Source organism: Thioclava sp. ISO4 (assembly GCF_058105145.1).
On record NZ_CM176571.1, the window covers coordinates 3,248,138 to 3,272,791 of the forward strand.

Sequence of the window (24,654 nt, forward strand, 5' to 3'; positions counted from 1 at the left end):
TATCTTGCCGTCACGCTAGCGTGAGGAAGATCGATGCGGCAAGCGCTTTAACCCAGATGAAACTTTGCACATCGCCATTGTGGCCTTCGCGCCGCTAAAGCCGCCCGAAAACCGCCTGCCACAGCATCCAGCCCATCCGCACGAGCCGCAGTCTCGCGAGCGTCGCCACGGCGCGCCACCGCTCGGTCGCGTCGCGCAGCTCTGGGTGGCGCAGCACCTTGGGCAGATGTGCGAGGATCGAGACGGGCATCAAGAGCGCCTTCGCCCCCCAGCGCAGCCGCGCGGGCAGGTTTGATCCATTCACGCCGAAGCCTTCTTCGGTCAGCCGCCGCCATTTGCGCGACAGCGCCGCCCAGTCCTGCCGTGACGGATGGCCCACACGCAGCCCGTCGGCATAGATCAGAGAATAGCCCTTCGCGGTCGCCCGGCGGCACCAGTCGAGATCCTCCGACAGCCCGGCGATGAAAGGCCCCGTCGCCTCATAGACATCGCGCCGGGTCAGCAGGTTGCCGGTGCCGGAGAACCCTTTTTCCTCGATATAGCGGCGAAAATCGAAGGCGAAGACGGTCTCGAACGCCTCCGCACCGGAACGCGGCGGCGGGGTCTCGTCGAACACGAAGACATGCCCGCCGACCAGATCGCCCTGCCCGGCCACGGCGAAGGCGGTCGCGATCCAGTCCGGGTCGGCCACGCAGTCGCTGTCGATGAAGAACAGCCGCGCCGCCGTCGTCTCCGCCACACCGCGATTGCGGGCCTCTGCCGCGCCCTTCTTGGTCTCGGTCACGATCCGCAGGTCGGGATAGGCCGCGCGGACGGGGGCCAGATCATCGGTCGAGCCGTTGTCGACCACCAGCAGCTCGCAACGCGCGTCAAGCTGCGGCGCAAGCGTCTCGAGGCAGCGCATGAGCCGCGTGACGTCGTTGAAATGCGGGATAATGATCGCGGCCTCGGCCATCACAGCGCCTCCATAAACTCGAGCAGCGCCGCGTCGTAAGCCGCAAGCCGGTCGATCCCGCGCGCCAGCGCCGCCTTCGCCTCTGCCGCAAGCCCGTCGCGATGGACGAACCCTTGCTCCAGCGCCGCCATCACCGCATCCGCATCCGCCTTGGTCGCATCGACCGTGTGGTCATATCCCAGCGCGCCGAACAGCCCCGCGAATTTGCGGCTATAGGCGAGCGGCACCACCGCGACGCCCGCGGAAAATGCCGCGATACAGGCATGCATCCGCGCCCCGGTGAAGAAATCGAGCCCCGCGATATAGCACTTCGCCTCGGACGGGCTTGCGAAGGCAGGTGCGCAGATCACGCCATGCTCGGCCGCCAGCGCCTCACAGGCGCGCAGGTCGTCCTCGATCACCATCGGGCCTTCGGGCACGATCACATGCGGCACCAGATGGACCTCGCCCCCCTGCCCCTTGAACCAGTCGATCGCGCGCGCGATCAGCGCGGGATAATCCAGCGCCATCCCGAAATCATTGCTCCCGTGATAGCCCCCCGCCATCAACAGCCCCGAGACATTGACGCCGACGCGCACCGGACCAGCGTCGCGCGGCGCGGGCGGGTCATAGGGCAGCCGCAGCGCCAGATCGGAGGCCAGAACCGGCACGCCGCGATAGCCCAGATCGTCCAGCGCCGCGCGGGAGCGTTCGTCGCGCACCGCCACCAGAGCCGAACGGTTGAGGCTCATCCGCGCCAGCCGCTTCGACCAGCCTTTGGTGAAGGGTCCCACGGTCTGCGGCGCGACCACCAAAGGCGTGCCCGCGAGATGGGTCGCGAACTTCATCCAGAACATCTTCACCAGCCGCGAGGCCCCGTAGATGTCCGCGAAACTGTCGCCGCCGCCAATGTCGATCACCAGATCGGCCGCCTTAACTTCGGCCCACAACCCATTGGGAGATTTCAGAAACGCGCCATCTACCTCGATCAGTCGCAAGTCGTCGCCTGCCACATAGGGCGCGCGCCGGTCCTTCCAGTCGAGCACGGTGATCGCGATCTCGCGCCCCGCTTTGGCGGCAAGATCGCGCAGCAGGGCGATCTCCGACACGGTCAGCGCACCGACGCCAAGATTGTCCGAGCGCGTCGAGTGGAAGATCAGGCAGACGCGCAGCGTGCGGCTCATTTTCGGCCCCGCAACACGCGGCGCATCGTGCCCGCGAAATTGCGCAGGTTCCGCGTGACCGGGTTTTGCAATGCGCAGGCGCGCAGGTTCATCCCCTCGTAGCGCGGGATCGGGCGGGCCATCAGTTTGAGCGCCGCGAGACGCGCGAACAGGGCGCGGCGGCGTTCGCGCTGACCGGGCTGGATCGCGGCGAGGTCAGCCACATCGAAGGGCGCGGTTTCGACCGCCTCCGCCGCCTCGGCCTCTCTCAGAATTTCCGCGCCGAGCCGCGTGCGCGCCACGATCAGGCTACGCCCCGGCGCCTCCTCGAACAGCGGATAGCCCGCATCGTCGGCCTCCCACGCATCGGCGCAGACCAGATCGGCGGCCACGCCGGTACCATCGGCGCAAATCTTGCAGCGATGCTGGACGTGGCGCGAGAGCACCCCGCCCCAGGCCGCGTGATAGCTCGTCTCGCGGGTGGAGCCATCGTGCAGCGCGGCCACCGTCTTGCCCGGCCAGCCATTGCCACGATAGCGCAGGCCCGCCAGTTGGTCCTCGGGCGCGCCCATCTCCGCCAGCAATTCCCGCGCGCCCTCCGCGCTGGGAACGCCCGCGCAGAAGAAGGACAGGATCACCGGGAATGTCCGCGCGAGTTTCGGGTCGCGCGCCACCAGCGCCCGCAAAGCCACCGCATCGCAAGGCTTGCCGATCACCGCGAAGCGCCGCCCGTCCGCGATCAGCGCCGACAGATCGGCCAGCGGGGCCGAGGGCGCATAGCGCGAGCCCGCCGCCCCCAGAACCTCGTCGCGCGTGGTGCTCAGCCGCATCCGGTTGCCGATCGGGTTGTCCGGGTCGGGCTCGATCTGGGCTATGGCGTCGACGCGGCCCGATTGCAGCAGATGCAGCGCCAGCGCCGAGAGCGCCCCGCCCGAGCCCCCCGCATGGCGCAGGTCCGCGTCGGTGGCATGGCCAGCTTTCATCTCCATGAACCGCCCCCAGAGCGGCTCCTCTCCGGGCGCGACGCGCTGCGCGCTCTGGCCCAAGCCCGGGCAGCACGCGGCAATGGCGGTCTCCGCACGGGCGCTGATCTCGGCGCTTTGCACCGGGCGCAGGAAGCCGCGCGCATCGGGCGCCATCGCGATCTCATCCGGCGCGACCCCGGCGCACAGCCCGCAGCCCGCGCAGAGATCGCCCGCCGCGACATGGGCGAGCGCATCGCTCGAAGGCGTCGAAATGGGGCTGTGATGGGTCATGCTCGGCCGATCTGGTTTTTCAAGGAGTTGAACAGCAAAGCCATGAATCTGGCAAGGCTTGGCTGGGTCGCTCGCCGCGCGTGACGTGGCCGTCAAGCCACAGCCGCCACAGCGCGCTTGACCCGACGGCCCCTCGGGCGGGATTATGGGCGCAAAACATGCGCGGGCGGCCAAACCCCGCGCCATATCGGACAGTACATGCTTCGCACCGCGATCCTCATCCTCAGCGGGAACGCCGCCACCTCGGCGCTGATGCTCGCGCGCAACCTCGCGATCGCGCGGCTGATCCCGGTCGCCGATTACGGCGTGGCCGCGACCTTCGCGATGGTGATGGCAGTGATCGAGATGGGCTCGACGCTGGGGCTGCAGCATCAGATCGTGCAGTCGAAACGCGGCGACGACCCCGCGTTTCAGGCGGCACTGCAAGGTTTCCAACTGCTGCGTGGCGTAATCGCGGCGGCGGCGCTGTTCGTGCTGGCCGGACCGATCGCCGACTTCCTCGCGATCCCAGAGGCCGCACCGGCCTATCGCTGGCTCGCGCTGGTGCCGCTCCTGACGGCGGCGCAGCATTTCGACATCCACCGCGCCCAGCGCAGGGGCCACTATCGCCCGATGCTGCTGACGGGCGCCCTGCCCGCACTGGCCGCGCTGATCGCGATCTGGCCGCTCTCGCGCCTCTTCGACGACTGGCAGGTGGCGCTTTGGGCGATCGTGCTGCACGCGGCCCTCGGCGTTCTGGTCTCGCACCTGATGGCCGAGCGCCGCTATCGCCTGCGCCTCGACCGCGCCGAGATGCGCGCGAACCTGCGTTTCGGCGCGCCGCTTCTGGCAAATGCGGCCCTGATGTATCTGGTCTTTCAGGGCGACAAGATCATCGTCGGGCGACTGGCGGGGATGGAGGCGCTGGCGATCTTCGCGATGGGCATGACGCTGACGCTGACGCCGTCGCTGATCGGCGCGAAGTCGGTGCAGAACCTCTTTTTGCCGAAGCTCTCGGCCGCGCATGGCCGTGCGGACGCCCTCGCGCATCGCCAGCTTGCCGGGGCGACCTTCGAAGGGATGTTTCTCACCGGATCGATCCTGCTGCTGGGCACGGTCCTGATCGGACCGCTCGTCGTCACGGCCCTTCTGGGGGCGAAATATGCAAGCCTCCTGCCGCTCCTTATCCCCTTCGCGCTGATGAACGCACTCCGCGCGATCAAGAACGGGCCGAGCACGGTCGCGCTCTCGGCGGGGCAGACCGATAACGGCTTTTGGGGGAACCTGCCCCGGATCGCGGTTCTCCCGTTGAGTTATTGGGCGCTGATCGAGACCGGTTCGGTCGTGCCGGTGATCTGGCTCGGGGTCGCGGGCGAGGCGATCGGTCTTGGCGTGGCGCTCTGGCGGCTCTCGCGGGTCATGGCGCTGCCTCAGGTTGGCCGCGCTGCGCTGACGACCGCGCTCGTGTTGATCGCGATCCCGCTGATCACACTTGCCGCGCCCGACGCGCTGGTGATCTGGCCGGTCGCGCTGATCCTGAGCGCGGTGCAACTTGCCGCCCTGCCCCATCTGCGGGCCTATTTCGGACGTCCGCAAACCAGCACCGCCTAAGACCACGCCTGTGCGTGATTTTCGTGCTATACTCCCCCAAGACGCGCGCCATACACCAAGGGGGAGGATCGGTATGAACCGGCTTCTGGGATATGTCTTCGTCGCGGCGCTCTCCTTCGCCACGCCTGCCCTCGCCGAGGAGATGCGCGAGGTTCCGGTCTATTTCGCAACCGGAGCGGATAACGCGGTTCTGAGCGATCGCATCAAGGGCTATGACAGCGTGATCTACACGATCGGCGCCGAGGCCGGTCAGACGATCGATATCAAGCTGTCCACGAACCACACCGCCACTTATTTCAACCTCTACGGCCCCGGAACTGGGCCCGGCGATCAGGCGATCATGAACAGCCAGTTCACGCCCGAGATCAATCACTATACCGGCACGCTGCCCAGCTCGGGCACCTACAAGATCTCGGTCTACATGATGCGTTCGGCGGCGCGGCGCGACGAGGTGGCGAATTTCGAGATCCGGATCGGGATCACCGGGAAGACCGGCGCGGTCGTGCAGGGCGATTATGCCGACGGGCTGCAGGGCGGGCCGGATTTCTGGCAGGTCCAGACCGGCGATATCAACGATCCGCCGAACCTGCGCGCGGGGCCCTCGACCGGGGCTACGATCATCGGGCGGTTTCCCGAGGGGGCGATCCTGCGCAACATGGGCTGCCGGATGAACGAGGGCCAGCGCTGGTGCAACGTGGCGGCAACCGAAGGCTCTCTAACCGGCTGGGTCGCCGGACGCTACCTGCGCGAAGGCGCTGCTCCGCCGCCGCGCAGGGTCGAACCCGAGACTCGCGATCAGCAGGTCCAGTTCGCCCCCGGCACGAGCGGCGCGGTGCTGACATCGACCCTCGCCCCCGGAGCTGCGATCAATTACCGGCTCGGCGCGCGGGAAAAGCAATTCCTGACGGCGCAGCTACAGACCGGCTCGCCCGCCGTGCATTTCAACATCTTCACCCCGGACGGCGAGCTTCTATACGAGAGCCGCGGCGGCAGGCGGGACTATCGCGGCCAGCTCTGGCTGAACGGCGAAAACCGGATCACGGTCTACAATATCGGCGACGCCCCGGCCCCCTTCACGATGATCGTCGGGATCGAGTGAACGCAGGCGGCGCCAATCGGGGAGGACAAATCGATGACGACACTCACACGCAGGGCCGCCACCGCGATCCTCGCGGGCGTAACCCTGATCGCGCTCGCAGCCTGCGTTCCAGAGCCACCCGACGGACGGCCAAGCCTCCTCGATGGGCACTGGGTCGGAAGATACACCCCTCAGACCATGCATGTGATGGATCGCCCCTGCACGCCGGGCTATGGCGGGATACGCATCCAGGACGGCCGGCTTTCGGGCTACGCCACCAACACCTACGGAGCATCCTACAGGATTTCCGGGCATGTCGTCGGAGCCGACCGGATCGTCGGGAATTTCTACTTCCGGACGCGCTCTGTCGGTTCGCTCAAGGGGCACCTCGTCAAGGGGCGCCTCGTGGGGAATTATGAAAACGTCGACGGGTGCAGGGGCAGCTGGGTCGCAACGCGACAGTGAGCAGGCTTACTCGGAAACCTTTTTCACGAATTGCGACTTCAGCCCCATCTGGCCGATACCGGGCACCTTGCAGTCGATGTCGTGATCGCCGTCCACGAGACGAATGCCGCGCACCTTGGTGCCGACCTTCACGACCGAGGAAGAGCCCTTCACCTTGAGGTCCTTGATCACGGTCACCGTGTCGCCGTCGTTCAGCACGTTGCCGACCGCATCGCGCACCTCGGCGGGCGCATCCGCGTCACCCGAGGCCGACCATTCATGGCCGCATTCGGGACAGATCAGGAGGGCGTCCATCTCGTAGGTGAAGGACGAGTTGCATTCGGGGCACGGGGGCAAGGTATCGCTCATGGGTCATGCCCGTACTCTCACACGCGTGTTATCGCCAGAAAAATCTCTCCACCTGCGACAAAAAGCGGGAGAGGACCGGTGTGGCCGGTGCGACGCCGGCCCGCTCAGGCGGGGTCGGGCAGGCCGTGAACCTCGCCCGCGCGCAGCACTTCGGGCGCATAGGCCTTGCGGGCGAATACCGTGCGGACATCCTCGACGAAGCTCTCCAGCGGGTCCATCGGATAGTCCGGATCGAAGCTCGACTGATCCCAGCGCTCGCAGAATTGCTCGCAGCTGTTGTAGCAGGGATGATCCTTGAACTTCTGCCGCTCTTCCGGGTCCCAACCGTAGTGATGGCCGTAATAGGCGATCTGGAAGATGCCGTGATGCTCCACCACCCACGAAACCTCCTCGCGGACATAGGGGCGCAGGATTTCGGCGGCCATCCGGTCGTGGTTCTGCGGGGCGAGCCGGTCGCCGATATCGTGCAGCAGCGCCGCCACGACCCAGTCGAGATCCGCCCCGTCGCGCCGCGCCCGCGTTGCCGCCTGCAGCCCGTGTTCGAGCCGCGTGATCTGGTAGCCCGACAGCGTCTCTTCCGCCTGTGCGGCCAATTCGCGCAACAGCCGGTCCGCCGTGCCTGCAAGGAAGGGCTTTTCCAGCTCTTCGAGCAGTTCGTAATCCTCGCGGGTGCCGTCTTTCATCTGGGTGAAGGAGACTGTCGGTCCGGATGCGGTCATCTGCGGTCCTTCCGGTTGCGGGTTTCGATCCTCGGCCCCCTCGGGCCACTGCGCATATCGTGACGCGCGGCCGCGCAAATGACCAGAGCCCGTCCCTGCCCCCCCCCAAGAAATAATGCGGCCCTCTCCGGGGGGTTGGAGAGGGCCAGTTTCGCCGATCAGGCTCATTCGTTGACCGCCCGAGCTTATCGTCGTTTTGCCTGGGCCTTCTCAGCGTCTGGGGCGAGCGCACCCGCCCCGGATCTCATATCACCCGAGATTATTTCTCGAGCTGTCGTCAGGGTTCGAAGCGACGATCCGCCGTCCGTTCACTCTGCGGACGTGGTATCCTTCGTGCTCTCCACGTTCGACTTGTTCTGCAAGCCGCCCGCGAGTTATTTTCCCTTGCCCCGGAACGTTAAAACGAGTGTTCAATCCGGTGCTTGTCTCTCGGGTTACGGTAATCTTCTTACGTGCCATCTTAATCTCCTTGGCAGCTTATCCACACCTATCCACAGCGACGTGAAAACATGTGGACTTTTGGAAGCACGCTATTGATCCCTTCACCCGGTTCGTGGTCTTTCATCGTTATCGACCCTGTCGGGCCGAGTTTTGGTCCTTCCGCAGCGTGCTAAGCTCTTGCGGAATGGCCCGAGGGGGAAAGTTGGCGCTTTCCTCCTCGACCCTCAATCTCAGTGCAGCGCCATCTCGCGCGCAGTCATCAGCGTGACGGTCGTCGCGCTACCGGCCATGCGGATATCGGTCACGTCGAGCGCGTGATGATCGAGGTCGCCGCCGAGGCAGGCGATCTCGATGCCGGTGAAGGTCGCGTCGATCAGCGAGGTCAGTTCCTCGCCCACCAGCTCGGCCTCGATGCCACCGGGAATCCGGCGCGTGGCTTTCGGGGTCACCTTCTTATTGCCGACGATCAGGTCCAATTTCCGCTCCTTTTGCCGCCTTTGGCGGTCGTTCTGTCCCTCGGGCCCGCCATGCGAGAGAGGCCCCCAGTCTTCACGTCCCAGTCCCCGCCACGCGGATCGCGTGTGGTCGTCGTCGGGGCCCCGGCCGCCAGACCGAGACCCCTGTCCCTCAAGAGCAACCGCTGGTCGCCCCGCAGGTGTTGCACTTCATGCAGGTGCCGTTGCGCACCAGCGTGTAGTTGCCGCAATCGCCGCAGGCCTCGCCCTCGTAGCCCTGCATCTTCGCCTTGGCGCGCGCATCCATCTGGACACCGCCAGAGGAGACCGCGGTGGAGCTGGAGGCACGGGCCTGCGCGCTTTGCGCGGGCATCTGCGAGGTCACGACGTCCACACCGCCCTGCAGCACCATCAGCTCTTGCGGCAGGCGCTTGCGCAGGTAGCCGGTCGAAGAAATCTGGCGCAGCACTTCGAGCGATTTCGAGGCGTTCTCCGAGATCGGCTCGACATTGCCATCGGCGCGCTTGCCCTCGTTCTCGCCACCGCCCAGATCGTCGAAGCTGGTGCCCTCGGGCTTGATATGCGCGAGGTCGGTGCGGTCGAGATAGGACACGGCCAGTTCGCGGAACACGTAATCGAGGATCGAGGTCGCGTTCTTGATCGAGTCGTTGCCCTGAACCATGCCGGCGGGTTCGAACTTGGTGAAGGTGAAGGCGTCCACGAACTCTTCCAGCGGCACGCCATATTGCAGGCCGACCGACACGGCGATCGCGAAGTTGTTCATCATCGCCCGGAAGCCAGCGCCTTCCTTGTGCATGTCGATGAAGATCTCGCCCAGCGTGCCGTCGTGATATTCGCCGGTGCGCAGATAGACCTTGTGGCCGCCCACGACCGCCTTCTGGGTGTAGCCCTTGCGGCGCTCGGGGAGCTTCTCGCGGTGGCTGCGCACGATCTCCTTGACCAGCACCTTCTCGACGATCTTCTCGGCGAGCACGGCGGCCTTCTCCTGGGTCGAACCGGTGGCGAGGATTTCCTCGGCCTCCTCGTCATCCTCGACCAGCGCGGCGGCCAGCGGCTGCGACAGTTTCGATCCGTCACGATAGAGCGCGTTGGCCTTGATGCCGAGCGACCAGCTCAGCTCGTAAGCCGCTTTCACGTCTTCGATCGAGGCGTGGTTCGCCATGTTGATCGTCTTCGAGATCGCCCCCGAGATGAAGCTCTGCGCGGCGGCCATCATGTAGATATGGCTGTCGACGCTGAGGTAACGCTTGCCCTTCTTGCCGCAGGGATTGGCGCAGTCGAACACGCTCAGGTGCTCTTCCTTCAAGTGCGGCGCCCCTTCCAGCGTCATCGTCCCGCAGACATGGTCGTTCGCGGCGTCGATCTGCTTCTTGGTGAAGCCGAGGTGACGCAGCATGTCGAAGGTCGGATCGTTCAGCTTCTCGGCCGGGATGCCCAGCGTCTGGGTGCAGAACTCCTCGCCCAGCGTCCACTGGTTGAAGACGAAGCGGATATCGAAGGCGGTCGGCAGCGCGGCCTCGACCTTCTCGATCTCGCGCGGGCCGAAGCCGTGGCCGATCAGCGCCGTGGTGTTGATGTCGGGGCAGTTGCCGAGGCTGGCGTGCCCCACGGCATAGGCGATGATCTCTTCGATCTGCGCCGAGCCGTAGCCCAGCGTCTCGAGCGCGCCGGGCACCGAGCGGTTGATGATCTTGAAGTAGCCGCCGCCTGCGAGCTTCTTGAACTTCACCAGCGCGAAGTCCGGCTCGATCCCGGTGGTGTCGCAATCCATCACGAGACCGATCGTCCCGGTCGGCGCGATCACCGACACTTGGGCGTTGCGGTAGCCGTGCTTCTCGCCCAGCGCCAGCGCCTCGTCCCAGGCTTGGGTGGCGAGCGCGATCAGATCCTGATCGGGGCAGCCCTTGTGATCGAGCGCAACCGGTTTGGTCTCGAGCGCCTCGTAGCCCTCGGTCTTGCCGTAGGCCGCGTTGCGGTGGTTGCGGATGACGCGCAGCATGTGCTTGGCGTTCTTCTCGTAACCCGGGAACGCGCCCAGCTCGCCCGCCATCTCTGCCGAGGTGGCATAGGAGACACCGGTCATCACGGCGGTCAGCGCGCCACACAGCGCCCGGCCTTCCTTGGAGTCGTAGCCCAGACCCATGTTCATCAGCAGGCCGCCGATATTGGCGTAGCCGAGGCCCAGCGTGCGGAAGTCGTAGCTGCGCTGCGCAATTTCCTTCGAGGGGAACTGCGCCATCAGCACCGAGATTTCCAGCGTCACGGTCCACAGGCGGGTGGCGTGCATGTAGCTTTCCGCGTCGAATTTGCCGTCCTTGTAGAAGGTCAGCAGGTTCATCGAAGCGAGGTTACAGGCCGTGTCGTCGAGGAACATGTATTCCGAGCACGGGTTCGAGCCGCGGATCGCACCGTCTTCGGGGCAGGTGTGCCATTCGTTGACGGTGTCGTGGAACTGGATGCCCGGATCGGCGCAGGCCCAGGCGGCGTGGCCGACCTGCTCCCACAGATCGCGCGCCTTCACGGTCTTGGCGACCTTGCCATCGGTGCGGCGCACCAGTTCCCAATCGGCATCGTCCTTCACCGCTTTCAGGAAAGCGTTGGTGACGCGGACCGAGTTGTTCGAGTTCTGACCCGAAACCGAGACATAGGCTTCCGAGTCCCAATCAGTGTCGTAGGTCGGGAATTCGATGCTGGCATAACCCTGCCGCGCATATTGCAGCACGCGGTTGATATAGGTCTCCGGGATCATCACGCGCTTGGCGGATTTGATCGCGTCTTTCAGCGCCTCGTTCTGGCTCGGATCGACCGAGGTTTCCGTCGAGCCGTCGAATTCGCGGATCGCGGTGAAGATGCCGTTCAGCTCACGCTCATGCAGCTTGGAGCCCGCGACCAGCGAGGCCACTTTCTGCTCTTCGATGACCTTCCAGTTGACGAATTCCTCGATATCGGGGTGATCCATGTCGCAGATCACCATCTTCGCCGCGCGGCGCGTGGTGCCGCCCGACTTGATCGCACCCGCTGCGCGGTCGCCGATCTTCAAAAAGCCCATCAGGCCCGAGGATTTGCCGCCGCCCGAGAGGCTCTCGCCTTCGGCGCGCAGGCTCGAGAAGTTGGTGCCGGTGCCCGAGCCGTATTTGAACAGGCGCGCTTCACGGACCCAGAGGTCCATGATCCCGCCCTCTTTCACCAGATCGTCCGAGACCGACTGGATGAAGCAGGCATGGGGCTGCGGGTGTTCGTAGGCCGAGGTCGAGGAGGTCAGCTTGCCCGACTTGTGATCGACATAGAAGTGACCCTGACCGGGGCCGTCGATGCCGTAAGCCCAATGCAGGCCGGTGTTGAACCATTGCGGCGAGTTCGGCGCGGCCATCTGTTCGGCCAGCATGAAGCGCATCTCGTCATAGTAAGCCTGCGCATCAGCTTCCGTGGAGAAGTAGCCGCCCTTCCAGCCCCAATAGCACCAGGCACCGGCGAGACGGTCGAACACTTGCTTGGCCGAGTTTTCACCGGTGTAGCGCGCCTCTTCGGGGAGCTGAGCAAGCGCGTCTTCATCGGGGACCGAGCGCCACAGGAATTCCGGCACGCCCTTCTCTTTGACCTTCTTCAGCGCCGCCGGAACGCCGGCCTTGCGGAAGTATTTCTGCGCGAGCACGTCGGACGCCACCTGGCTCCAACGGCCGGGCACTTCGACCGACTCGTTTCGGAACACCACTTTCCCGTCGGGATTGCGAATCTCAGACGTGGTCGTCGTGAATTCCAGCGCGCCGTAGGCGCCGGTTTCGTCGGTGGTGAACTTCCGTTCGATCTTCATTGCCCTGTCCCCGTTGCAGTCAGTCCAATCAGGTGCCGGCGGGAGCCGCAGAAGACAAAGAAGCCCGGGCCTCGCAGTCGACACCGCGAGGGCTGCGCGCCCCGGATTCGGGGGTGCAATGTCCGAAATCTGTCCCTTGGCCCTAGGCTCCACTACATCTGGTGGGTTAGCCTCCGACACCACACAACCTGCCGTAGGCGCACCGAGCCGTCAACGAAACTTTCACCTAGAGTCAGTCCATTTTTCAGTTGACCGGCCCCGAGGGAAGCGCGCTGCACGATTCCTCCACATTTGGTTAACGCATGGGCGCTGCACTGCGGCACCAATAAGAGCCAAATTTCATTGAAGATTCGGGGGCTTTAGCCGCTCATCTGGCAATTTCAATCCACAGAACGCAATATCTTGTGGATAGCCTCGCCGGGGTTGCGCAAAATTTGGGCAAAGCCGAAGAGCGTGTCGCTAGTGTCACAATCAAGAGCCTACCACTAGATATAGCGGGCCCGATTCCGGCGATTTCGAGGGGATGGTCGGGGCGGCGAGATTCGAACTCACGACCTTCTGTACCCAAAACAGACGCGCTACCAGGCTGCGCTACGCCCCGACGCCCTCTCCTTACAAAGAGGCTCGTCCCAAGGAAAGGGTCATTCGCAGGGAAATGCGGCCTGCGCCGGGTCAACGCTGGGATGCGCCAGTTGCGTGCCCGGCGCGATGCCGTGGCGCGCCGCCATCCCGGCATTGATCTCGAGCACGTAGCGCACCGGTGCGCCGGAGGGAATCGGAGTGTCGTCATTGGGCGTCGTATTGGCCGCGACCTTCACCACCTCGCCCGTCGGATCGATGAACACCATGTCGAGCGGCAGCGGCGTGTCATGCATCCAGAAGGCGACCTCCCGCGCATGCTCGTAGATGAAGAGCATCCCTGCCCCTTCGTCCATCTCGCGCCGCCCCATCAGGCCCTGCGCGCGCTCGGCGCTGCTATCGGCAATCTCGACGGTGAAGCTGACCGGCTCGTTCGCGGTGCGCAGAATAGCGAGGTCATCGCGGCACTGCGCCCCTTCCGCCGCGGCGAGGCCCGGCGTTACGGCAAGGAAAAGCGCGGCGCTCAGCGCCCGGATTTCAAACCGGCATCCCATGCGAGAACCTGTGCCGCCATCCGACCGCGCTTGCCTTCGATCACGCGCAGGCACACCGCTTCGCCGGGGGTCAGATCGGCAAAACCCGACCGGCGCAGAACTTCCATATGGATGAAGATGTCCTCATCATTCTCGAAGACATTGGCAAAGCCGAAGCCCTTGGCCTTTTCGAACCATTTCACCCGCGCCGGCTCCAATGGCAGCGCCGCGATATCGTCGAAGGTGTTGTCGCCCAGATCCTCGATCGGCGCGACGGGCTCGCCTTCCGGAGGAAGAATCTCCAAAACCTCGACCGCCTGCGCGCCGCGCGGGGTCAGCTGCATCTGGACGCGAATCCGCGCGTGATCGGCAATCGAGCCCTGACCGAAATTGCGCAGAACATTCGCATGAAGCAGGATGTCCGGCCCTCCTTCGCCATCGACGATGAAGCCGAACCCTTTGACAGGGTCGAACCATTTGACGGTGCCGGTCACCTCACGAAGCTCAGCCTCGGACTCCCCCAGCATATTCCATCCCGTTTGCATTCGCGGGCTTTCCTGTTCGCATTTCCTCCGCACGTCCTTCTGGAAATGCGGTGTTTAAGGGACACTTCAAGAGATTGCCCAAAGTTTCAAGACCCTATGCAATTCACGAAGCGCGAGTTTCAGGGGTTCAAGCGGGTCACAACCCACTGATCGGCAAGGGTTTGCCGGCTCCAGCGGAAGCGATCATGAAGGCGAAAAGAACCGTCTGCCCAGAATTCCAGCTCCAACGGCTTGATTCTGAACCCTCCCCAAAACGGCGGTCGATCGGGATTCGCGCCGTGGCTCGCGGTTACCTTCGCGACCTCCGCCATCAAGGCGCTGCGCGAACTCAGCGGCTCACTTTGCCGTGAAGCCCAAGCGCCGAGACGCGATTTCAGCGAGCGCGACTTGTAGTAGGCGTCGGCCTGCGGCCCCTCTTCGCGCTCAACCATACCGCGAACCCGAATCTGGCGGCGCAGCGATTTCCAATGCATCACGAAGGCGGCTTTTCCGGCGCTTTCGATCTCCTGCGCCTTCACCGATCCGTAGTTGGTGTAGAAGACGAAAGCCCCGCCGGAGGGCATGTCGCGTCCCTCGATTTCCTTGAGAAGAACCATGCGCGCATTGGGCAACCCGTCCGGATCGACCGTCGCCAAGGCAATCGCGTTGGGATCGTTGATCTCGGTGTCCGCGGCCTCATCCAGCCATGTCTGCGCGATGGCAAAGGGATCGTCGCCTGCGAAAATTCCGGTTCTGTCACTCATACTCGCCTCCAGTCTCGCCGCCGCTTCGCACATCAGGCGCAACGCCCCGATCTGCAACACGATCCACACGATCATGCTTGACCGGAGGTCAGTAGCCTTGATGCGTCTCCACCTTTCGCCTAAAGCATTCGGACTTACCAGAGCGAAGCGGGGGAAAACCTGACATGTCAAACAACCTGATGGCAGGCAAGCGCGGGCTGATTATGGGCCTTGCGAATGACAAATCCATCGCCTGGGGCATCGCCAAAGCCCTCGCGGATGCCGGTGCGGAGCTGGCCTTCTCGTTCCAGGGCGAGGCGCTGAAGAAGCGCGTGGGACCGCTGGCCGAACAGCTCGGCTCCGAGATCCTCGTCGAATGCGACGTCGCCAGCGGCGACTCGATCCAGACGCTCTTCGAGACGCTGCGCACCCATTGGGACAGCATCGATTTCGTCGTCCACGCGATCGGCTTCTCCGACAAGTCGGAGCTGCGCGGGCGCTACGTCGACACGTCGCGCGACAATTTCAAATCCACGATGGACATCTCGGTCTATTCCTTCACCGCCGTGTGCAAGGAAGCGGCTGCGATGATGAACGAGGGCGGCTCGCTGCTCACGCTCACCTATTACGGTGCCGAGCAGGTCATGCCGCATTACAACGTGATGGGCGTGGCGAAAGCGGCGCTGGAAGCCAGCGTGATGTATATCGCCGAGGATCTGGGCAAGGACGGTATCCGCTGCAACGCGATCTCCGCCGGCCCGATCAAGACCCTCGCGGCTTCGGGCATCGGTGATTTCCGCTACATCATGAAGTGGAACGAGCTGAACTCGCCGCTGCGCCGCAACGTGACGCAGGAAGAGGTCGGCAAAGCCGCGCTCTACCTGCTCTCCGATCTCGGTTCCGGCACCACCGGCGAGACGCTGCATGTCGACGCTGGCTATCACGTGGTGGGCATGAAAGCGGTCGACGCGCCCGATATCGACGTGGTCACCAAGCGGAAGGAATGAGATGACCCTCGCGGCCCTCACCGCGATCTATTTCGTGCATCTGGCCGCGGCGATGTCGCCGGGGCCAGCTGTGCTTTTGGCTGCGCGCACGGGTCTGCGCGAGGGCTTCGGACGCGGCATCTGGCTCGCGCTCGGCATCGGCTTGGGCGCAGTGATCTGGGCGGCGGCGGCGCTGTTCGGCCTCGCCCTCGTCTTCAAGGTCGCCCCTGCCCTGCTGACCACGCTCAAGATCGCGGGCGCGGCCTATCTGCTCTGGCTCGCCTATAAGATGTGGCGCCATGCGGGCGACCCGATGGATGAAGCGATCCCCGACCTGCCGCGCACCCGCTCGATCCCCCGGCTGATCTGGCTCGGCATCTCGACCCAGCTCGCCAACCCCAAACCCGCCGTGTTCTTCGGCACTGTCTTCCTGACCTTCATCCCGCCGTCGGCGCCCGCCTGGGCCTATGTCGCGATCCTCGGCATCGTGATGTTCAACGATGCGGGATGGAACGTCATCGTCGCGCGGATCTTCTCGCTCGAGAAGACGCGCGCGGCCTATCTGAACCTGAAAACCGTGATCGAGCGCTGCTTTGGCGGCCTGCTGGCGCTGCTCGGTCTGAAACTCGCTCTGAGCTGAGGAGACCCCCGATGTCCGATCGTCTGCCGCATGAAAAAGGCTTCCACGTCAGCTGGGACCAAATCCACCGGGATGCCCGTGCGCTGGCATGGCGCCTCGACGGCAAGGGCCCGGGCGACGGCAGCTGGCGCGCGGTGGTGGGCATCACCCGTGGCGGCCTCGTTCCGGCGGCGATCGTCGCGCGCGAACTCGACATCCGCACGGTCGATACGATCTCGGTCAAAAGCTACAACCATCAGGAACAGCGCGAAGCGCAGGTCATCAAGCCGACGCAAGAGAGCCTGATGGAAAACGGCGGCGAAGGCGTACTGATCGTCGACGACCTCGTCGATACCGGCAACACGCTGAAACTGGTGCGCGACCTCTTCCCGAAGGCGCAATTCGCCACCGTCTACGCCAAGCCGATGGGCGCGCCGCTGGTCGACACCTTCATCACCGAGGTCAGCCAGGACACCTGGATCTTCTTCCCCTGGGACATGGCGCTGCAATATGTGCAGCCCTATCGCGGCACGGACTGATCGGTGAAATTCGGCGCCCCCGGAACCCCTCTGGGTCGGTTCCTGCACTGGCTCTTCGAGGTAAGCCTGATCCTCAAGGCTCTGTTCGAGACGGCCGAGACCCTGTCGGGTCTCGCGCTTCTCGGCATGCCGAAAAACGCGCTCTTCGATGCGGCGCATTGGATAACCGCGCGCGAGCTGCGCGAAGACCCCAATGACCGCATCGCCAACGCGCTTCTGAGCGCGGCGCATCACTTCTCGATCCAGACGCAGGATTTCTATGGCTTCTATTTCACCAGCCACGGGCTGCTGAAACTCGTCGTGGTGATACTGCTGATCCGCGGGCTGATCTGGGCCTATCCGCTGGCGATCGTGATGATGTCGGGTTTCGTGGCCTACCAGATGTATCTCTACAGCCTGAACCACGGCGCAGGGATGCTGGCGCTGACCGCGCTGGACCTTCTGGTGATCGCGCTGACGATCCGCGAATGGTCGGTGCGCCACAGCTTTGCCTGGCGCAAACCCCGCGAGGGACACAGCTAGGGGGGCGCTGCGCCCCTTCTTCTCGATCCAAATATCCCCGCCGGAGGCTCCCGCCTCTTGCCAAGCGCGCGGCGCTCTGCTGATCTCGCGCCGATCAGCCAAGAGGACCATCATGCCCCATCCGCTCAACCCCGCGCTCGCCGCCACCTTCCCGCCCCCGGTCATGGAGGCGCGGCGCTGGCTCGACGGGGTCGAGTTCACCGCCGATCGCCCGCTGATCAACGTCTCTCAGGCAGCCCCCGTCGATCCGCCGCCCGAGGCGCTGCGTCAGGCTATCGCCGAGGCCGCGCTGAACGATCCGCAGGCGCATCTTTACGGCCCCGTTCTGGGCCTGCCCGATCTGCGTGCGGAGCTCGCGCATCAATGGAGCCTCGCCTATAGCGGCGAGATCGCAGCGCGTCAGGTCGCGATCACCCAAGGCTGCAATCAGGCGTTTTGCGCGACGCTCGCCACGCTCGCAGGTCCCGGCGACGAGGTGATCCTGCCGACGCCATGGTATTTCAATCACAAGATGTGGCTCGACATGGCGGGCGTGCAGACGGTGCCGCTAGCCCCCGGCGCGGGGCTTCTGCCCGACCCGGAGGAGGCAGCCGCGAAGATCACCGACAAGACGCGCGCGATCGTGCTGGTCTCGCCGAACAATCCGGGCGGGGCGGAATATCCGGCCGAACTGCTGCGCGCCTTCGCCGATCTGGCCAAGCGTCACAAGCTCGCGCTGATCGTGGACGAGACCTATCGCGATTTCGACTCGCGCACTGGCGCGCCGCATGACCTGTTCTCGGATCCCGACTGGCCGGACTATTTCATCCATCTCTATTCCTTCTCGAAAGCCTATCGCCTGACGGGCCACCGCGTCGGAGCCATCGTCGCGGGCGAGGCGCGCCTCGCCGAGGTCGAGAAATTCCTCGACACGGTGGCGATCTGCCCCTCGCAGCTCGGTCAGATGGCGGCGCTTTGGGGCATGCTGCACCTGTCGCAATGGGTCGCGGGCGAGCGCGCGGAAATCCTGCGCCGGCGCGCGGCGATGGAGGCCGCCTTCGCCGATCTGGAAGGCTGGGAGATGCTCGGCTGCGGGGCGTATTTCGCCTATGTCACTCATCCCGATCCCCGCCCCTCTCCTGATTTCGCGCAGGCTCTGGTGCGCGAGGCGGGCGTGCTGATGCTGCCCGGTACGATGTTCATGCCGCAAGGCGCGAACGGGGCCGCGCAGCAGATGCGGATCGCATTCGCCAATGTCGACACGGACGGGATCGCCACGCTGCGCGACCGGCTGGCGGGCCTCACGCGCGGCTAGCCTTGCAGGCCAGTAATCAAAGCCCTAAACAGCGCCCAACAAACAATGCCCTAGGAGGACCCCCGATGAAGATGCGCAGCCACGGCAAGAGTGTCGTCGTCTGGATCTTGCTGGCCATGCTGATCCTTGGTCTCGGCGGTTTCGGGCTACGCAATTTCTCCGGTTCGGCCAAATCGGTCGGCGCGGTCGGCGACACCCAGATCACCGTCGACGATTACGCCCGCGCGCTGCGTCAGGAAATGCAGCAGCGCAGCCAGCAGCTTGGCCAGCCGGTCACGATGGCACAGATGCGGTCCTCCGGCGTCGACCAGCAGGTGCTGGGCAAGCTGATCGGTCAGGCCGCGATCGGCGAAAGCGCGCGCCGTCTGGGCGTGTCGGTCGGCGACAAGGAGCTTCAGCAGCAGATCTACAAGGTGCAGGCCTTCCAGAACGCCTCGGGCGAGTTCGACCGCGAGACCTATAAATTCGCGCTGCGCCAGCAGGGCTATACCGAGCCGCAATTCGAGGCTCAGCTGCGCGACGATCTCTCGCGCTCGATCATTCAGGGCGCCGTTGCAGGGGGCGTGGATGCGCCCAAGCCGGTGGTCGACGCCTATACCAAATATGTCAGCGAGAAGCGCGGCTTCACCTGGGCCGAGGTGAGCGAGAGCGATCTGAGCAAGGCGATCCCGGACCCGACCGACGATCAGCTTCAGACCTATTACAACGACCATATCGATCAGTTCACCGCGCCCCAGACGCGCGACATCACCTATGCGTGGCTGACGCCGGACATGCTGGCCGACAAGGTCAAGATCGACGACGCCACGCTGAAGGCCGAATACGAGCGCCGCGCCGACGAGTTCAAGCAGCCCGAGAAGCGCCTCGTGGAGCGTCTCGTCTATTCCGACATGGACGCGGCCAAGGCCGCGAAAGCCAAGCTGGATGGCGGCGCGACCTTCGCCGACCTCGCCAAGGATCGCGGCCTGACGCTGGCCGATGCCGATCTGGGCGACGTGACGCGCGACGATCTGGGCAAGGCCGCAGACCCGGTCTTCGCGGCTGAGAACAACGCCGTGGTCGGCCCCGTCGAGACTGATCTGGGCCCGGCCCTGTTCAAGGTGAACGGCATCATCGATGCGCAGGAAACCTCCTTTGCCGAGGCGCGCGACGAACTCGCGGGCGATGCCGAAGCCGAGAAGGCGCGCAACGAGATCGGCAAGATGAGCGAAGACCTGCAGGACCGTCTGGCAGGCGGCGCGACGCTCGAGGAGATGGCCAAGGAAACTGATATGGAGCTTGGCCAGATCGCCTACACCGCCGACAGCACCGACGGCATCGCGGGCTATGACGAGTTCCGCAAAGCGGCCGACGAGGCCACGACCGACGCCTATCCCGATCTGCAGACGCTCTCGGATGGCGGCGTCTTCGCGCTGCGCCTCAACAAGATCGTGCCGCCCCAGCCCAAGCCCTTCGCCGATGTGAAGGACGAGGTCGCAGCGGCCTGGCGCGCCGATCAGGTGGTGCAGGCCGAAGAGGACCGGGCCAAGGAGATCGTCTCGGCGGTCGAGGGTGGCAAATCTCTGGGCGAGACCGGCGTGCTGACCACCAAGGTCGCGAGCATCGGCCGGGGCGGTTATTCCGACGAACTGCCGCCGCCGGTGATCTCGAAGGTCTTCAAGACCGAGCCGGGCAAGCCCGCGCAGATCACCGCCAACGGCAAGGTCTATGTCTTCGTCACCGACAAGGTCATCCCGGCGGATATGGAAGATGCCGACACCAAGCTGATCTCGGGTCAGATCGGCACCCAGCTGTCGAACTCGCTGGCCAATGACCTGCTCAATTTCTACGCGACCGCCGTGGAGTCGGAGGCCGGGCTCGATCTCGACAACCAGACCGTGACCGCCGTGCAGTCGCAGATGCAGTAAGGAGGCCCGCCGTGGTCGCTCTCTCCCCCTCTTTCGAGGCGTTCGAGGAACGCTGGGCCAAGGGTGAAAACCAGCTGGTCTACGCGCGGCTCGCGGCCGATCTGGACACGCCCGTCTCGCTGATGCTCAAGCTCGCCGAGGCGCAGCCCAATTCCTTCATGCTGGAATCGGTGACCGGCGGTGAGGTGCGCGGGCGCTACTCGATCGTCGGCATGAAGCCGGACGTGATCTGGGAATGCCGGGGCGAGCAGGCGCGGATCAACCGCTCGGCGCGCTTCGACGAGGCGTGGGAAGAGCTGCCCGGCCACCCGTTCGACAGCTTGCGCGCCTTGATCGCGGAAAGCCGCATCGAGATGCCCGACGATCTGCCCGCTGCGGCGGCGGGTCTCTTCGGCTATCTCGGCTATGACACGATCCGTCTGGTCGAAAAGCTGCCGAACGTGAACCCCGATCCGCTGGGCGTGCCCGACGCGATGCTGCTGCGCCCGTCGGTCGTGGCCGTGCTCGACGGGGTGAAGGGCGACGTGATCATCTGCGCGCCTGCCTTCCAAGCCGAGGGGATGTCGGCGCGCGCGGCCTACGCGCAGGCCGCTGAGCGGGTCTCCGATGCGCTGCGCGATCTCGACCGCACGCCGGTGGAGAGCCGCGATCTGGGCGAGAGCCTGCAGGTCGGCGAGATGCATTCGAACTTCACCAAAGAGGGCTACATGTCCGCCGTGGAGGCCGCGAAGGATTACATCCGCGCGGGCGACATCTTCCAGGTGGTTCCGGCACAGCGCTGGTCGGCGCATTTCCCGCTGCCGCCCTTCGCGCTCTATCGTTCGCTGCGGCGCACCAACCCCTCCCCCTTCATGTTCTTCCTGAACTTCGGGGGTTTCCAGATCGTGGGCGCTTCGCCCGAGATCCTCGTGCGCGTGCGCGAGGGCGAGGTGACGATCCGCCCGATCGCGGGCACCCGTCCGCGTGGCGCGACCCCTGCCGAGGACAAGGCGCTGGAAGAGGACCTGCTGGCCGACAAGAAAGAGCTGGCCGAGCACCTGATGCTACTCGATCTGGGCCGCAACGATGTGGGGCGTGTCTCCAAGATCGGCTCGGTCCACCCGACCGAGAAATTCATCATCGAGCGCTACAGCCACGTCATGCATATCGTCTCGAACGTCGTGGGCGAGCTGGCCGACGATCAGGACGCGCTCTCGGCGCTGCTGGCCGGTCTGCCCGCGGGCACGGTCTCCGGCGCGCCCAAGGTCCGCGCGATGGAGATCATCGACGAGCTGGAGCCGGAGAAACGCGGCATCTATGGCGGCGCCGTGGGCTATTTCGCGGCCAATGGCGAGATGGATATGTGCATCGCGCTGCGCACGGCGGTGGTGAAGGACAAGACGCTCTACATTCAGGCGGGCGGCGGCGTGGTCTATGATAGCGACCCCGAGGCCGAATGGATGGAGACGGTCAACAAGTCCAAGGCGCTGCGCAAGGCCGCCGAGGATGCGGGGCTGTTCGTGGCGACACGCGGCAACGGCTGAGCCAGCCGCCTTTTCCCAAGCTTTGAGAACGCGGGCTTACTGGCCCGCGTTTTCCATTTTCGGCCCGGTCTCCGGAGTGCCAGCCGCCACGCTATCGAGCGCCAGCGCCGAAACCGGGGTCAGGGTCACCTGGTTCTGCGCATCGACATACCAATCCTCGATCCCCTGAACCGATTCCGGCCAGGCCGAGAGCATCACCACGACCGAGCCGTTGCGCTCCGCCTCGAAATCGGCGCGCGCGAGCATCCGCGAGATCACCGCGGCCTTCTCGCGCCCGTCATCGATCACGCGCCAGACTTGCGCGCGCGGCAGATCGGCCGAGGTCGCGATCTGGTTGGCGCTGTCGAAGCCCTTCTTCTGCGTCACCACCGCGAGCCCGCCACGGCTGAGCGCCGAAATCATCTGCCGCGCGAGCGGGCGGTTGTTCTGGAATTGCGGCTGCGGCGGCTCCACGACGGCGACCGCCTCGGGGATCACGTGACGCCAGGCCTCCAGCGCCACCTCGACATCCTCGGGCGCGGCATTGGCGGGCAGTCCGGCTGCAAGGATCGCGACCTCGAACCCTGCCGCGCGGAAGGCTTTCGCATCTTCGGCAGCGCCGTCGCGGGTCGGATCGATCGCGATGGTCATCGGCAGATCGCTCGCCGTGATCGTCGCCGGATCGAGCCCGCCTGCCGCCACGCCCGGATCGATCAGCACAAGCGAGATTTGCGGCTTGTCGCCGATCGGTGCGGGGGCTGCGAATTTTCGGATCGGGTTCAGATCGGCCGCATCGACCGCCGCGACCTCGGGCATGTCCTGCGCAGACTGCGCGTCAGCCCCTTCCCCCGGCGCAGGCGCGGTCGAAGGCGTCACTTGCGGCAGGCGATCCACAACCACGCCGGGCGCGGATTTGAACCCGCCCACCGGCTTGCCCGGCAGCGACGGGGCGTCTTGCAACGAGAAGATGCGCGGCTTGATCGGGGCTGCATCCCCGGCTTGCGGCAGAGCGCGCCCTGCGGGCAGGTCCGGGCTTGCGGCCGGGTCGCTTGAGATCTCGGGCTTGTCGGCCTGCGCAGTGTCGATCCCCTCCCCCTCGGGCGGCAACTGATCCGGCGCGGGCATCTCACCGAGCGACGGGGCCGCTTGGGGCTCCGCCTCGGGGGGCGTCATCTCGGCCTCGGGCAATGCGGGCATCTCATTCGCCGCGACGGTCGTGTCGCCCTCATCCGCAGGCCGCGTCGCTTGCTCGGACGCTTTCGGCGGCTGAAGGGTGACGTCGGGCAACGCGGGCATTTCGGCTGCGGGCGCAGTTTCGGCGGTCTGCTCGGGCTGCGCGTCCGGCGTGGACTTGCTCACAGGAGCAACCTCGGGCGCGGTATCGGGTGCGGGCGCGCCTTGCAAAGAGGCAGGCGGCGCGCTGTCGGGCTGGGCTCCCGCCTCCGGCGCGACCGGCTCGGCGAGTGCGACCGTCTCCCCGTCCGCCTTGGGACGCGGCTCGGCCATGTCGGTCGCCATTTCCGGGCGCGCGGCGCTCTCGATCTCGTCGGCACTGGGCGGCGCGAGGCTCGGCTGCGGCTCGGATACGCGCGGCGTCTTGGTCGGCGCTGACAGCGGCGCCCCGTCCGGCGTCGGCATCGCGGGCGTGCGGTCGGTCGCGGGCCGCGAGAAATCGGAGCCCGCGGGCAGGTCCACATTCGCCGGTTCTTCGGGCGTCGGGCTTCCGGCGAGCTTGATCTCTTCGCCGGGCTCTTTCGGCGCCGGGAAGATCAACGACATCACACCCGCACCCAGAACCGCGACCAGCAGACCGGCCAGTCCGCCCTTCATCACAGATCGCATCATTGCCTGCCTCCATCTTCACCGCTCTTGATACGCGGCTTTTCGCGGGGACTGCCCTTGACCCCGGCCCTTCGCTGATAGCATCTATAGCCCGACCCGATCCCCGGTTCACCCCCCTTGATGAGCGCATCGGCGCTTGTATGCGTGGGGAACGCCGGGGGCCAACAAACGAAAGGGCCCGGCCATGCTGCTGCTCATCGATAATTATGACAGCTTCACCTATAATTTGGTGCACTATTTTGGCGAGCTGGGCGCCGATGTGAAGGTCTGGCGTAACGACGCACTGAACGTGCAGGAGGCGATGGGCATGGGCGCCGAAGCGATCGTGCTGTCGCCCGGCCCCTGCGATCCCGATCAGGCGGGCATCTGCCTGCCTCTGGTGATGGCTGCGGCCGAGGCGAAACTGCCTCTGTTCGGCGTCTGTCTGGGGCATCAGACCATCGGTCAGGCCTTCGGCGGGAAAGTCGTGCGCGCCTCCGAGATCGTACATGGCAAGATGGGCGAAATCCGCCACGAGGGCAAAGGCTGCTTCAAGGGCCTGCCCTCTCCGCTGAAAGCGACGCGCTACCACTCGCTGATCGTGGAGCGCGAGAGCCTGCCCGACTGCCTCGAGATCACCGCCGAGCTGGACGACGGCACGATCATGGGCCTGCGTCATCGCGAGCTGCCGATCGAGGGTGTGCAGTTCCACCCGGAATCCATCGCCTCCGAGCATGGCCACGCCATGCTGAAGAATTTCCTGACAGAGGCAGGCGTCAGCCTGAAGGTGCCCGCATGAGCCAG

Annotated in this window: 22 protein-coding genes and 1 tRNA gene; 11 read left to right on the plus strand and 12 right to left on the minus strand. The window is 65.3% G+C overall.

Annotation, left to right across the window (positions count from 1 at the left end; genetic code table 11):
* Positions 1 to 94: 94 nt before the first annotated feature.
* Genes AC2TZ7_RS15880 through AC2TZ7_RS15890 form a run of 3 tightly spaced genes read right to left on the minus strand, consistent with a single transcriptional unit; the run spans position 95 to position 3,353 of the window.
* Entirely contained in the window at positions 95 to 955 is an 861-nt protein-coding gene (locus AC2TZ7_RS15880; RefSeq protein WP_489864965.1) for a glycosyltransferase family 2 protein, read from the minus strand.
* Positions 955 to 2,118: a polysaccharide pyruvyl transferase family protein gene (locus tag AC2TZ7_RS15885; protein ID WP_489864966.1), complete on the minus strand. Its 1,164-nt coding sequence runs from the start codon at positions 2,116 to 2,118 to the stop codon at positions 955 to 957. Before AC2TZ7_RS15885 ends, AC2TZ7_RS15880 begins: the two co-directional genes overlap by 1 nt.
* Entirely contained in the window at positions 2,115 to 3,353 is a 1,239-nt protein-coding gene (locus tag AC2TZ7_RS15890) for a Coenzyme F420 hydrogenase/dehydrogenase, beta subunit C-terminal domain (RefSeq protein ID WP_489864967.1), read from the minus strand. Before AC2TZ7_RS15890 ends, AC2TZ7_RS15885 begins: the two co-directional genes overlap by 4 nt.
* 198 nt (positions 3,354 to 3,551) lie before the next feature.
* Between AC2TZ7_RS15890 and AC2TZ7_RS15895 the strand changes: the two genes are divergently transcribed.
* From AC2TZ7_RS15895 to AC2TZ7_RS15905, 3 genes are all read left to right on the plus strand, one after another.
* A complete protein-coding gene (locus AC2TZ7_RS15895) occupies positions 3,552 to 4,943 on the plus strand; it encodes an oligosaccharide flippase family protein (RefSeq protein WP_489864968.1) in 1,392 nt (463 codons plus the stop codon).
* Between the two features lie 73 nt (positions 4,944 to 5,016).
* Complete coding sequence (locus tag AC2TZ7_RS15900; RefSeq protein WP_489864969.1) at positions 5,017 to 6,042, plus strand: SH3 domain-containing protein; 1,026 nt, start codon at positions 5,017 to 5,019, stop codon at positions 6,040 to 6,042.
* Between the two features lie 33 nt (positions 6,043 to 6,075).
* Positions 6,076 to 6,486: a hypothetical protein gene (locus tag AC2TZ7_RS15905; RefSeq protein ID WP_489864970.1), complete on the plus strand. Its 411-nt coding sequence runs from the start codon at positions 6,076 to 6,078 to the stop codon at positions 6,484 to 6,486.
* Between the two features lie 6 nt (positions 6,487 to 6,492).
* On the opposite strand, the gene AC2TZ7_RS15910 is transcribed toward AC2TZ7_RS15905, so the two are convergent.
* The 8 genes from AC2TZ7_RS15910 to pdxH all read right to left on the minus strand — a co-directional run bounded on the left by AC2TZ7_RS15910 (position 6,493) and on the right by pdxH (position 14,681).
* The gene (locus AC2TZ7_RS15910) at positions 6,493 to 6,834 is read right to left on the minus strand and encodes a zinc ribbon domain-containing protein YjdM (protein WP_075775641.1); all 342 of its coding nucleotides are present in this window, start codon (positions 6,832 to 6,834) and stop codon (positions 6,493 to 6,495) included.
* A 104-nt stretch (positions 6,835 to 6,938) separates the two neighbouring features.
* The gene (locus AC2TZ7_RS15915; protein WP_489864971.1) at positions 6,939 to 7,553 is read right to left on the minus strand and encodes an HD domain-containing protein; all 615 of its coding nucleotides are present in this window, start codon (positions 7,551 to 7,553) and stop codon (positions 6,939 to 6,941) included.
* Positions 7,554 to 8,224: 671 nt separating this feature from the next.
* The gene (locus AC2TZ7_RS15920; RefSeq protein WP_078601734.1) at positions 8,225 to 8,470 is read right to left on the minus strand and encodes a hypothetical protein; all 246 of its coding nucleotides are present in this window, start codon (positions 8,468 to 8,470) and stop codon (positions 8,225 to 8,227) included.
* Between the two features lie 151 nt (positions 8,471 to 8,621).
* A complete protein-coding gene (locus AC2TZ7_RS15925) occupies positions 8,622 to 12,281 on the minus strand; it encodes a vitamin B12-dependent ribonucleotide reductase (protein ID WP_489864972.1) in 3,660 nt (1,219 codons plus the stop codon).
* Between the two features lie 524 nt (positions 12,282 to 12,805).
* Positions 12,806 to 12,882, minus strand: a tRNA-Pro gene (locus AC2TZ7_RS15930).
* Between the two features lie 40 nt (positions 12,883 to 12,922).
* Entirely contained in the window at positions 12,923 to 13,414 is a 492-nt protein-coding gene (locus AC2TZ7_RS15935) for a DUF192 domain-containing protein (protein ID WP_489864973.1), read from the minus strand.
* Positions 13,384 to 13,920, minus strand: coding sequence for a cold-shock protein (locus tag AC2TZ7_RS15940; RefSeq protein WP_489864974.1), 537 nt, complete (start codon positions 13,918 to 13,920; stop codon positions 13,384 to 13,386). Before AC2TZ7_RS15940 ends, AC2TZ7_RS15935 begins: the two co-directional genes overlap by 31 nt.
* 137 nt (positions 13,921 to 14,057) lie before the next feature.
* Positions 14,058 to 14,681: a pyridoxamine 5'-phosphate oxidase gene (gene pdxH, locus AC2TZ7_RS15945; RefSeq protein WP_078542894.1), complete on the minus strand. Its 624-nt coding sequence runs from the start codon at positions 14,679 to 14,681 to the stop codon at positions 14,058 to 14,060.
* A 164-nt stretch (positions 14,682 to 14,845) separates the two neighbouring features.
* Between pdxH and fabI the strand changes: the two genes are divergently transcribed.
* From fabI to trpE, 7 genes are all read left to right on the plus strand, one after another.
* On the plus strand, positions 14,846 to 15,667 hold the full coding sequence (fabI, locus tag AC2TZ7_RS15950) for an enoyl-ACP reductase FabI (protein ID WP_489864975.1): 822 nt from the start codon (positions 14,846 to 14,848) through the stop codon (positions 15,665 to 15,667).
* A gap of 1 nt (position 15,668) precedes the next feature.
* Positions 15,669 to 16,286 (plus strand): LysE family translocator, encoded by a 618-nt coding sequence (locus AC2TZ7_RS15955; RefSeq protein WP_489864976.1) that lies wholly within the window; start codon positions 15,669 to 15,671, stop codon positions 16,284 to 16,286.
* A gap of 11 nt (positions 16,287 to 16,297) precedes the next feature.
* Positions 16,298 to 16,804 (plus strand): xanthine phosphoribosyltransferase, encoded by a 507-nt coding sequence (gpt, locus tag AC2TZ7_RS15960; protein WP_075775650.1) that lies wholly within the window; start codon positions 16,298 to 16,300, stop codon positions 16,802 to 16,804.
* Positions 16,805 to 16,807: 3 nt separating this feature from the next.
* Positions 16,808 to 17,326, plus strand: coding sequence for a DUF2127 domain-containing protein (locus tag AC2TZ7_RS15965; RefSeq protein ID WP_489864977.1), 519 nt, complete (start codon positions 16,808 to 16,810; stop codon positions 17,324 to 17,326).
* A gap of 112 nt (positions 17,327 to 17,438) precedes the next feature.
* The gene (locus AC2TZ7_RS15970; protein ID WP_489864978.1) at positions 17,439 to 18,620 is read left to right on the plus strand and encodes an aminotransferase; all 1,182 of its coding nucleotides are present in this window, start codon (positions 17,439 to 17,441) and stop codon (positions 18,618 to 18,620) included.
* Positions 18,621 to 18,685: 65 nt separating this feature from the next.
* On the plus strand, positions 18,686 to 20,527 hold the full coding sequence (locus tag AC2TZ7_RS15975; protein ID WP_489864979.1) for a SurA N-terminal domain-containing protein: 1,842 nt from the start codon (positions 18,686 to 18,688) through the stop codon (positions 20,525 to 20,527).
* An 11-nt stretch (positions 20,528 to 20,538) separates the two neighbouring features.
* Complete coding sequence (gene trpE, locus AC2TZ7_RS15980) at positions 20,539 to 22,050, plus strand: anthranilate synthase component I (RefSeq protein ID WP_489864980.1); 1,512 nt, start codon at positions 20,539 to 20,541, stop codon at positions 22,048 to 22,050.
* Between the two features lie 36 nt (positions 22,051 to 22,086).
* Here trpE and AC2TZ7_RS15985 read toward each other — a convergent pair whose 3' ends face one another.
* Complete coding sequence (locus AC2TZ7_RS15985) at positions 22,087 to 23,874, minus strand: divergent polysaccharide deacetylase family protein (protein WP_489864981.1); 1,788 nt, start codon at positions 23,872 to 23,874, stop codon at positions 22,087 to 22,089.
* Between the two features lie 181 nt (positions 23,875 to 24,055).
* On the opposite strand from AC2TZ7_RS15985, the gene AC2TZ7_RS15990 reads away from it, so the two are divergent.
* Entirely contained in the window at positions 24,056 to 24,649 is a 594-nt protein-coding gene (locus AC2TZ7_RS15990) for an anthranilate synthase component II (RefSeq protein ID WP_078520124.1), read from the plus strand.
* The last annotated feature ends 5 nt before the right edge of the window (positions 24,650 to 24,654 follow it).

Coding starts and splice junctions, on each gene's coding strand:
- AC2TZ7_RS15970 (WP_489864978.1), top strand. CDS start 17,439: ATGCCCCATCCGCTCAACCCCGCGCTCGCCGCCACCTTCCCGCCCCCG.
- AC2TZ7_RS15900 (WP_489864969.1), top strand. CDS start 5,017: ATGAACCGGCTTCTGGGATATGTCTTCGTCGCGGCGCTCTCCTTCGCC.
- AC2TZ7_RS15990 (WP_078520124.1), top strand. CDS start 24,056: ATGCTGCTGCTCATCGATAATTATGACAGCTTCACCTATAATTTGGTG.
- AC2TZ7_RS15910 (WP_075775641.1), bottom strand. CDS start 6,834: ATGAGCGATACCTTGCCCCCGTGCCCCGAATGCAACTCGTCCTTCACC.
- AC2TZ7_RS15885 (WP_489864966.1), bottom strand. CDS start 2,118: ATGAGCCGCACGCTGCGCGTCTGCCTGATCTTCCACTCGACGCGCTCG.
- AC2TZ7_RS15955 (WP_489864976.1), top strand. CDS start 15,669: ATGACCCTCGCGGCCCTCACCGCGATCTATTTCGTGCATCTGGCCGCG.
- AC2TZ7_RS15935 (WP_489864973.1), bottom strand. CDS start 13,414: ATGGGATGCCGGTTTGAAATCCGGGCGCTGAGCGCCGCGCTTTTCCTT.
- AC2TZ7_RS15975 (WP_489864979.1), top strand. CDS start 18,686: ATGAAGATGCGCAGCCACGGCAAGAGTGTCGTCGTCTGGATCTTGCTG.
- AC2TZ7_RS15915 (WP_489864971.1), bottom strand. CDS start 7,553: ATGACCGCATCCGGACCGACAGTCTCCTTCACCCAGATGAAAGACGGC.
- AC2TZ7_RS15985 (WP_489864981.1), bottom strand. CDS start 23,874: ATGATGCGATCTGTGATGAAGGGCGGACTGGCCGGTCTGCTGGTCGCG.
- AC2TZ7_RS15890 (WP_489864967.1), bottom strand. CDS start 3,353: ATGACCCATCACAGCCCCATTTCGACGCCTTCGAGCGATGCGCTCGCC.
- gpt (WP_075775650.1), top strand. CDS start 16,298: ATGTCCGATCGTCTGCCGCATGAAAAAGGCTTCCACGTCAGCTGGGAC.
- AC2TZ7_RS15895 (WP_489864968.1), top strand. CDS start 3,552: ATGCTTCGCACCGCGATCCTCATCCTCAGCGGGAACGCCGCCACCTCG.
- pdxH (WP_078542894.1), bottom strand. CDS start 14,681: ATGAGTGACAGAACCGGAATTTTCGCAGGCGACGATCCCTTTGCCATC.
- AC2TZ7_RS15880 (WP_489864965.1), bottom strand. CDS start 955: ATGGCCGAGGCCGCGATCATTATCCCGCATTTCAACGACGTCACGCGG.
- AC2TZ7_RS15940 (WP_489864974.1), bottom strand. CDS start 13,920: ATGCTGGGGGAGTCCGAGGCTGAGCTTCGTGAGGTGACCGGCACCGTC.
- AC2TZ7_RS15925 (WP_489864972.1), bottom strand. CDS start 12,281: ATGAAGATCGAACGGAAGTTCACCACCGACGAAACCGGCGCCTACGGC.
- fabI (WP_489864975.1), top strand. CDS start 14,846: ATGTCAAACAACCTGATGGCAGGCAAGCGCGGGCTGATTATGGGCCTT.
- AC2TZ7_RS15905 (WP_489864970.1), top strand. CDS start 6,076: ATGACGACACTCACACGCAGGGCCGCCACCGCGATCCTCGCGGGCGTA.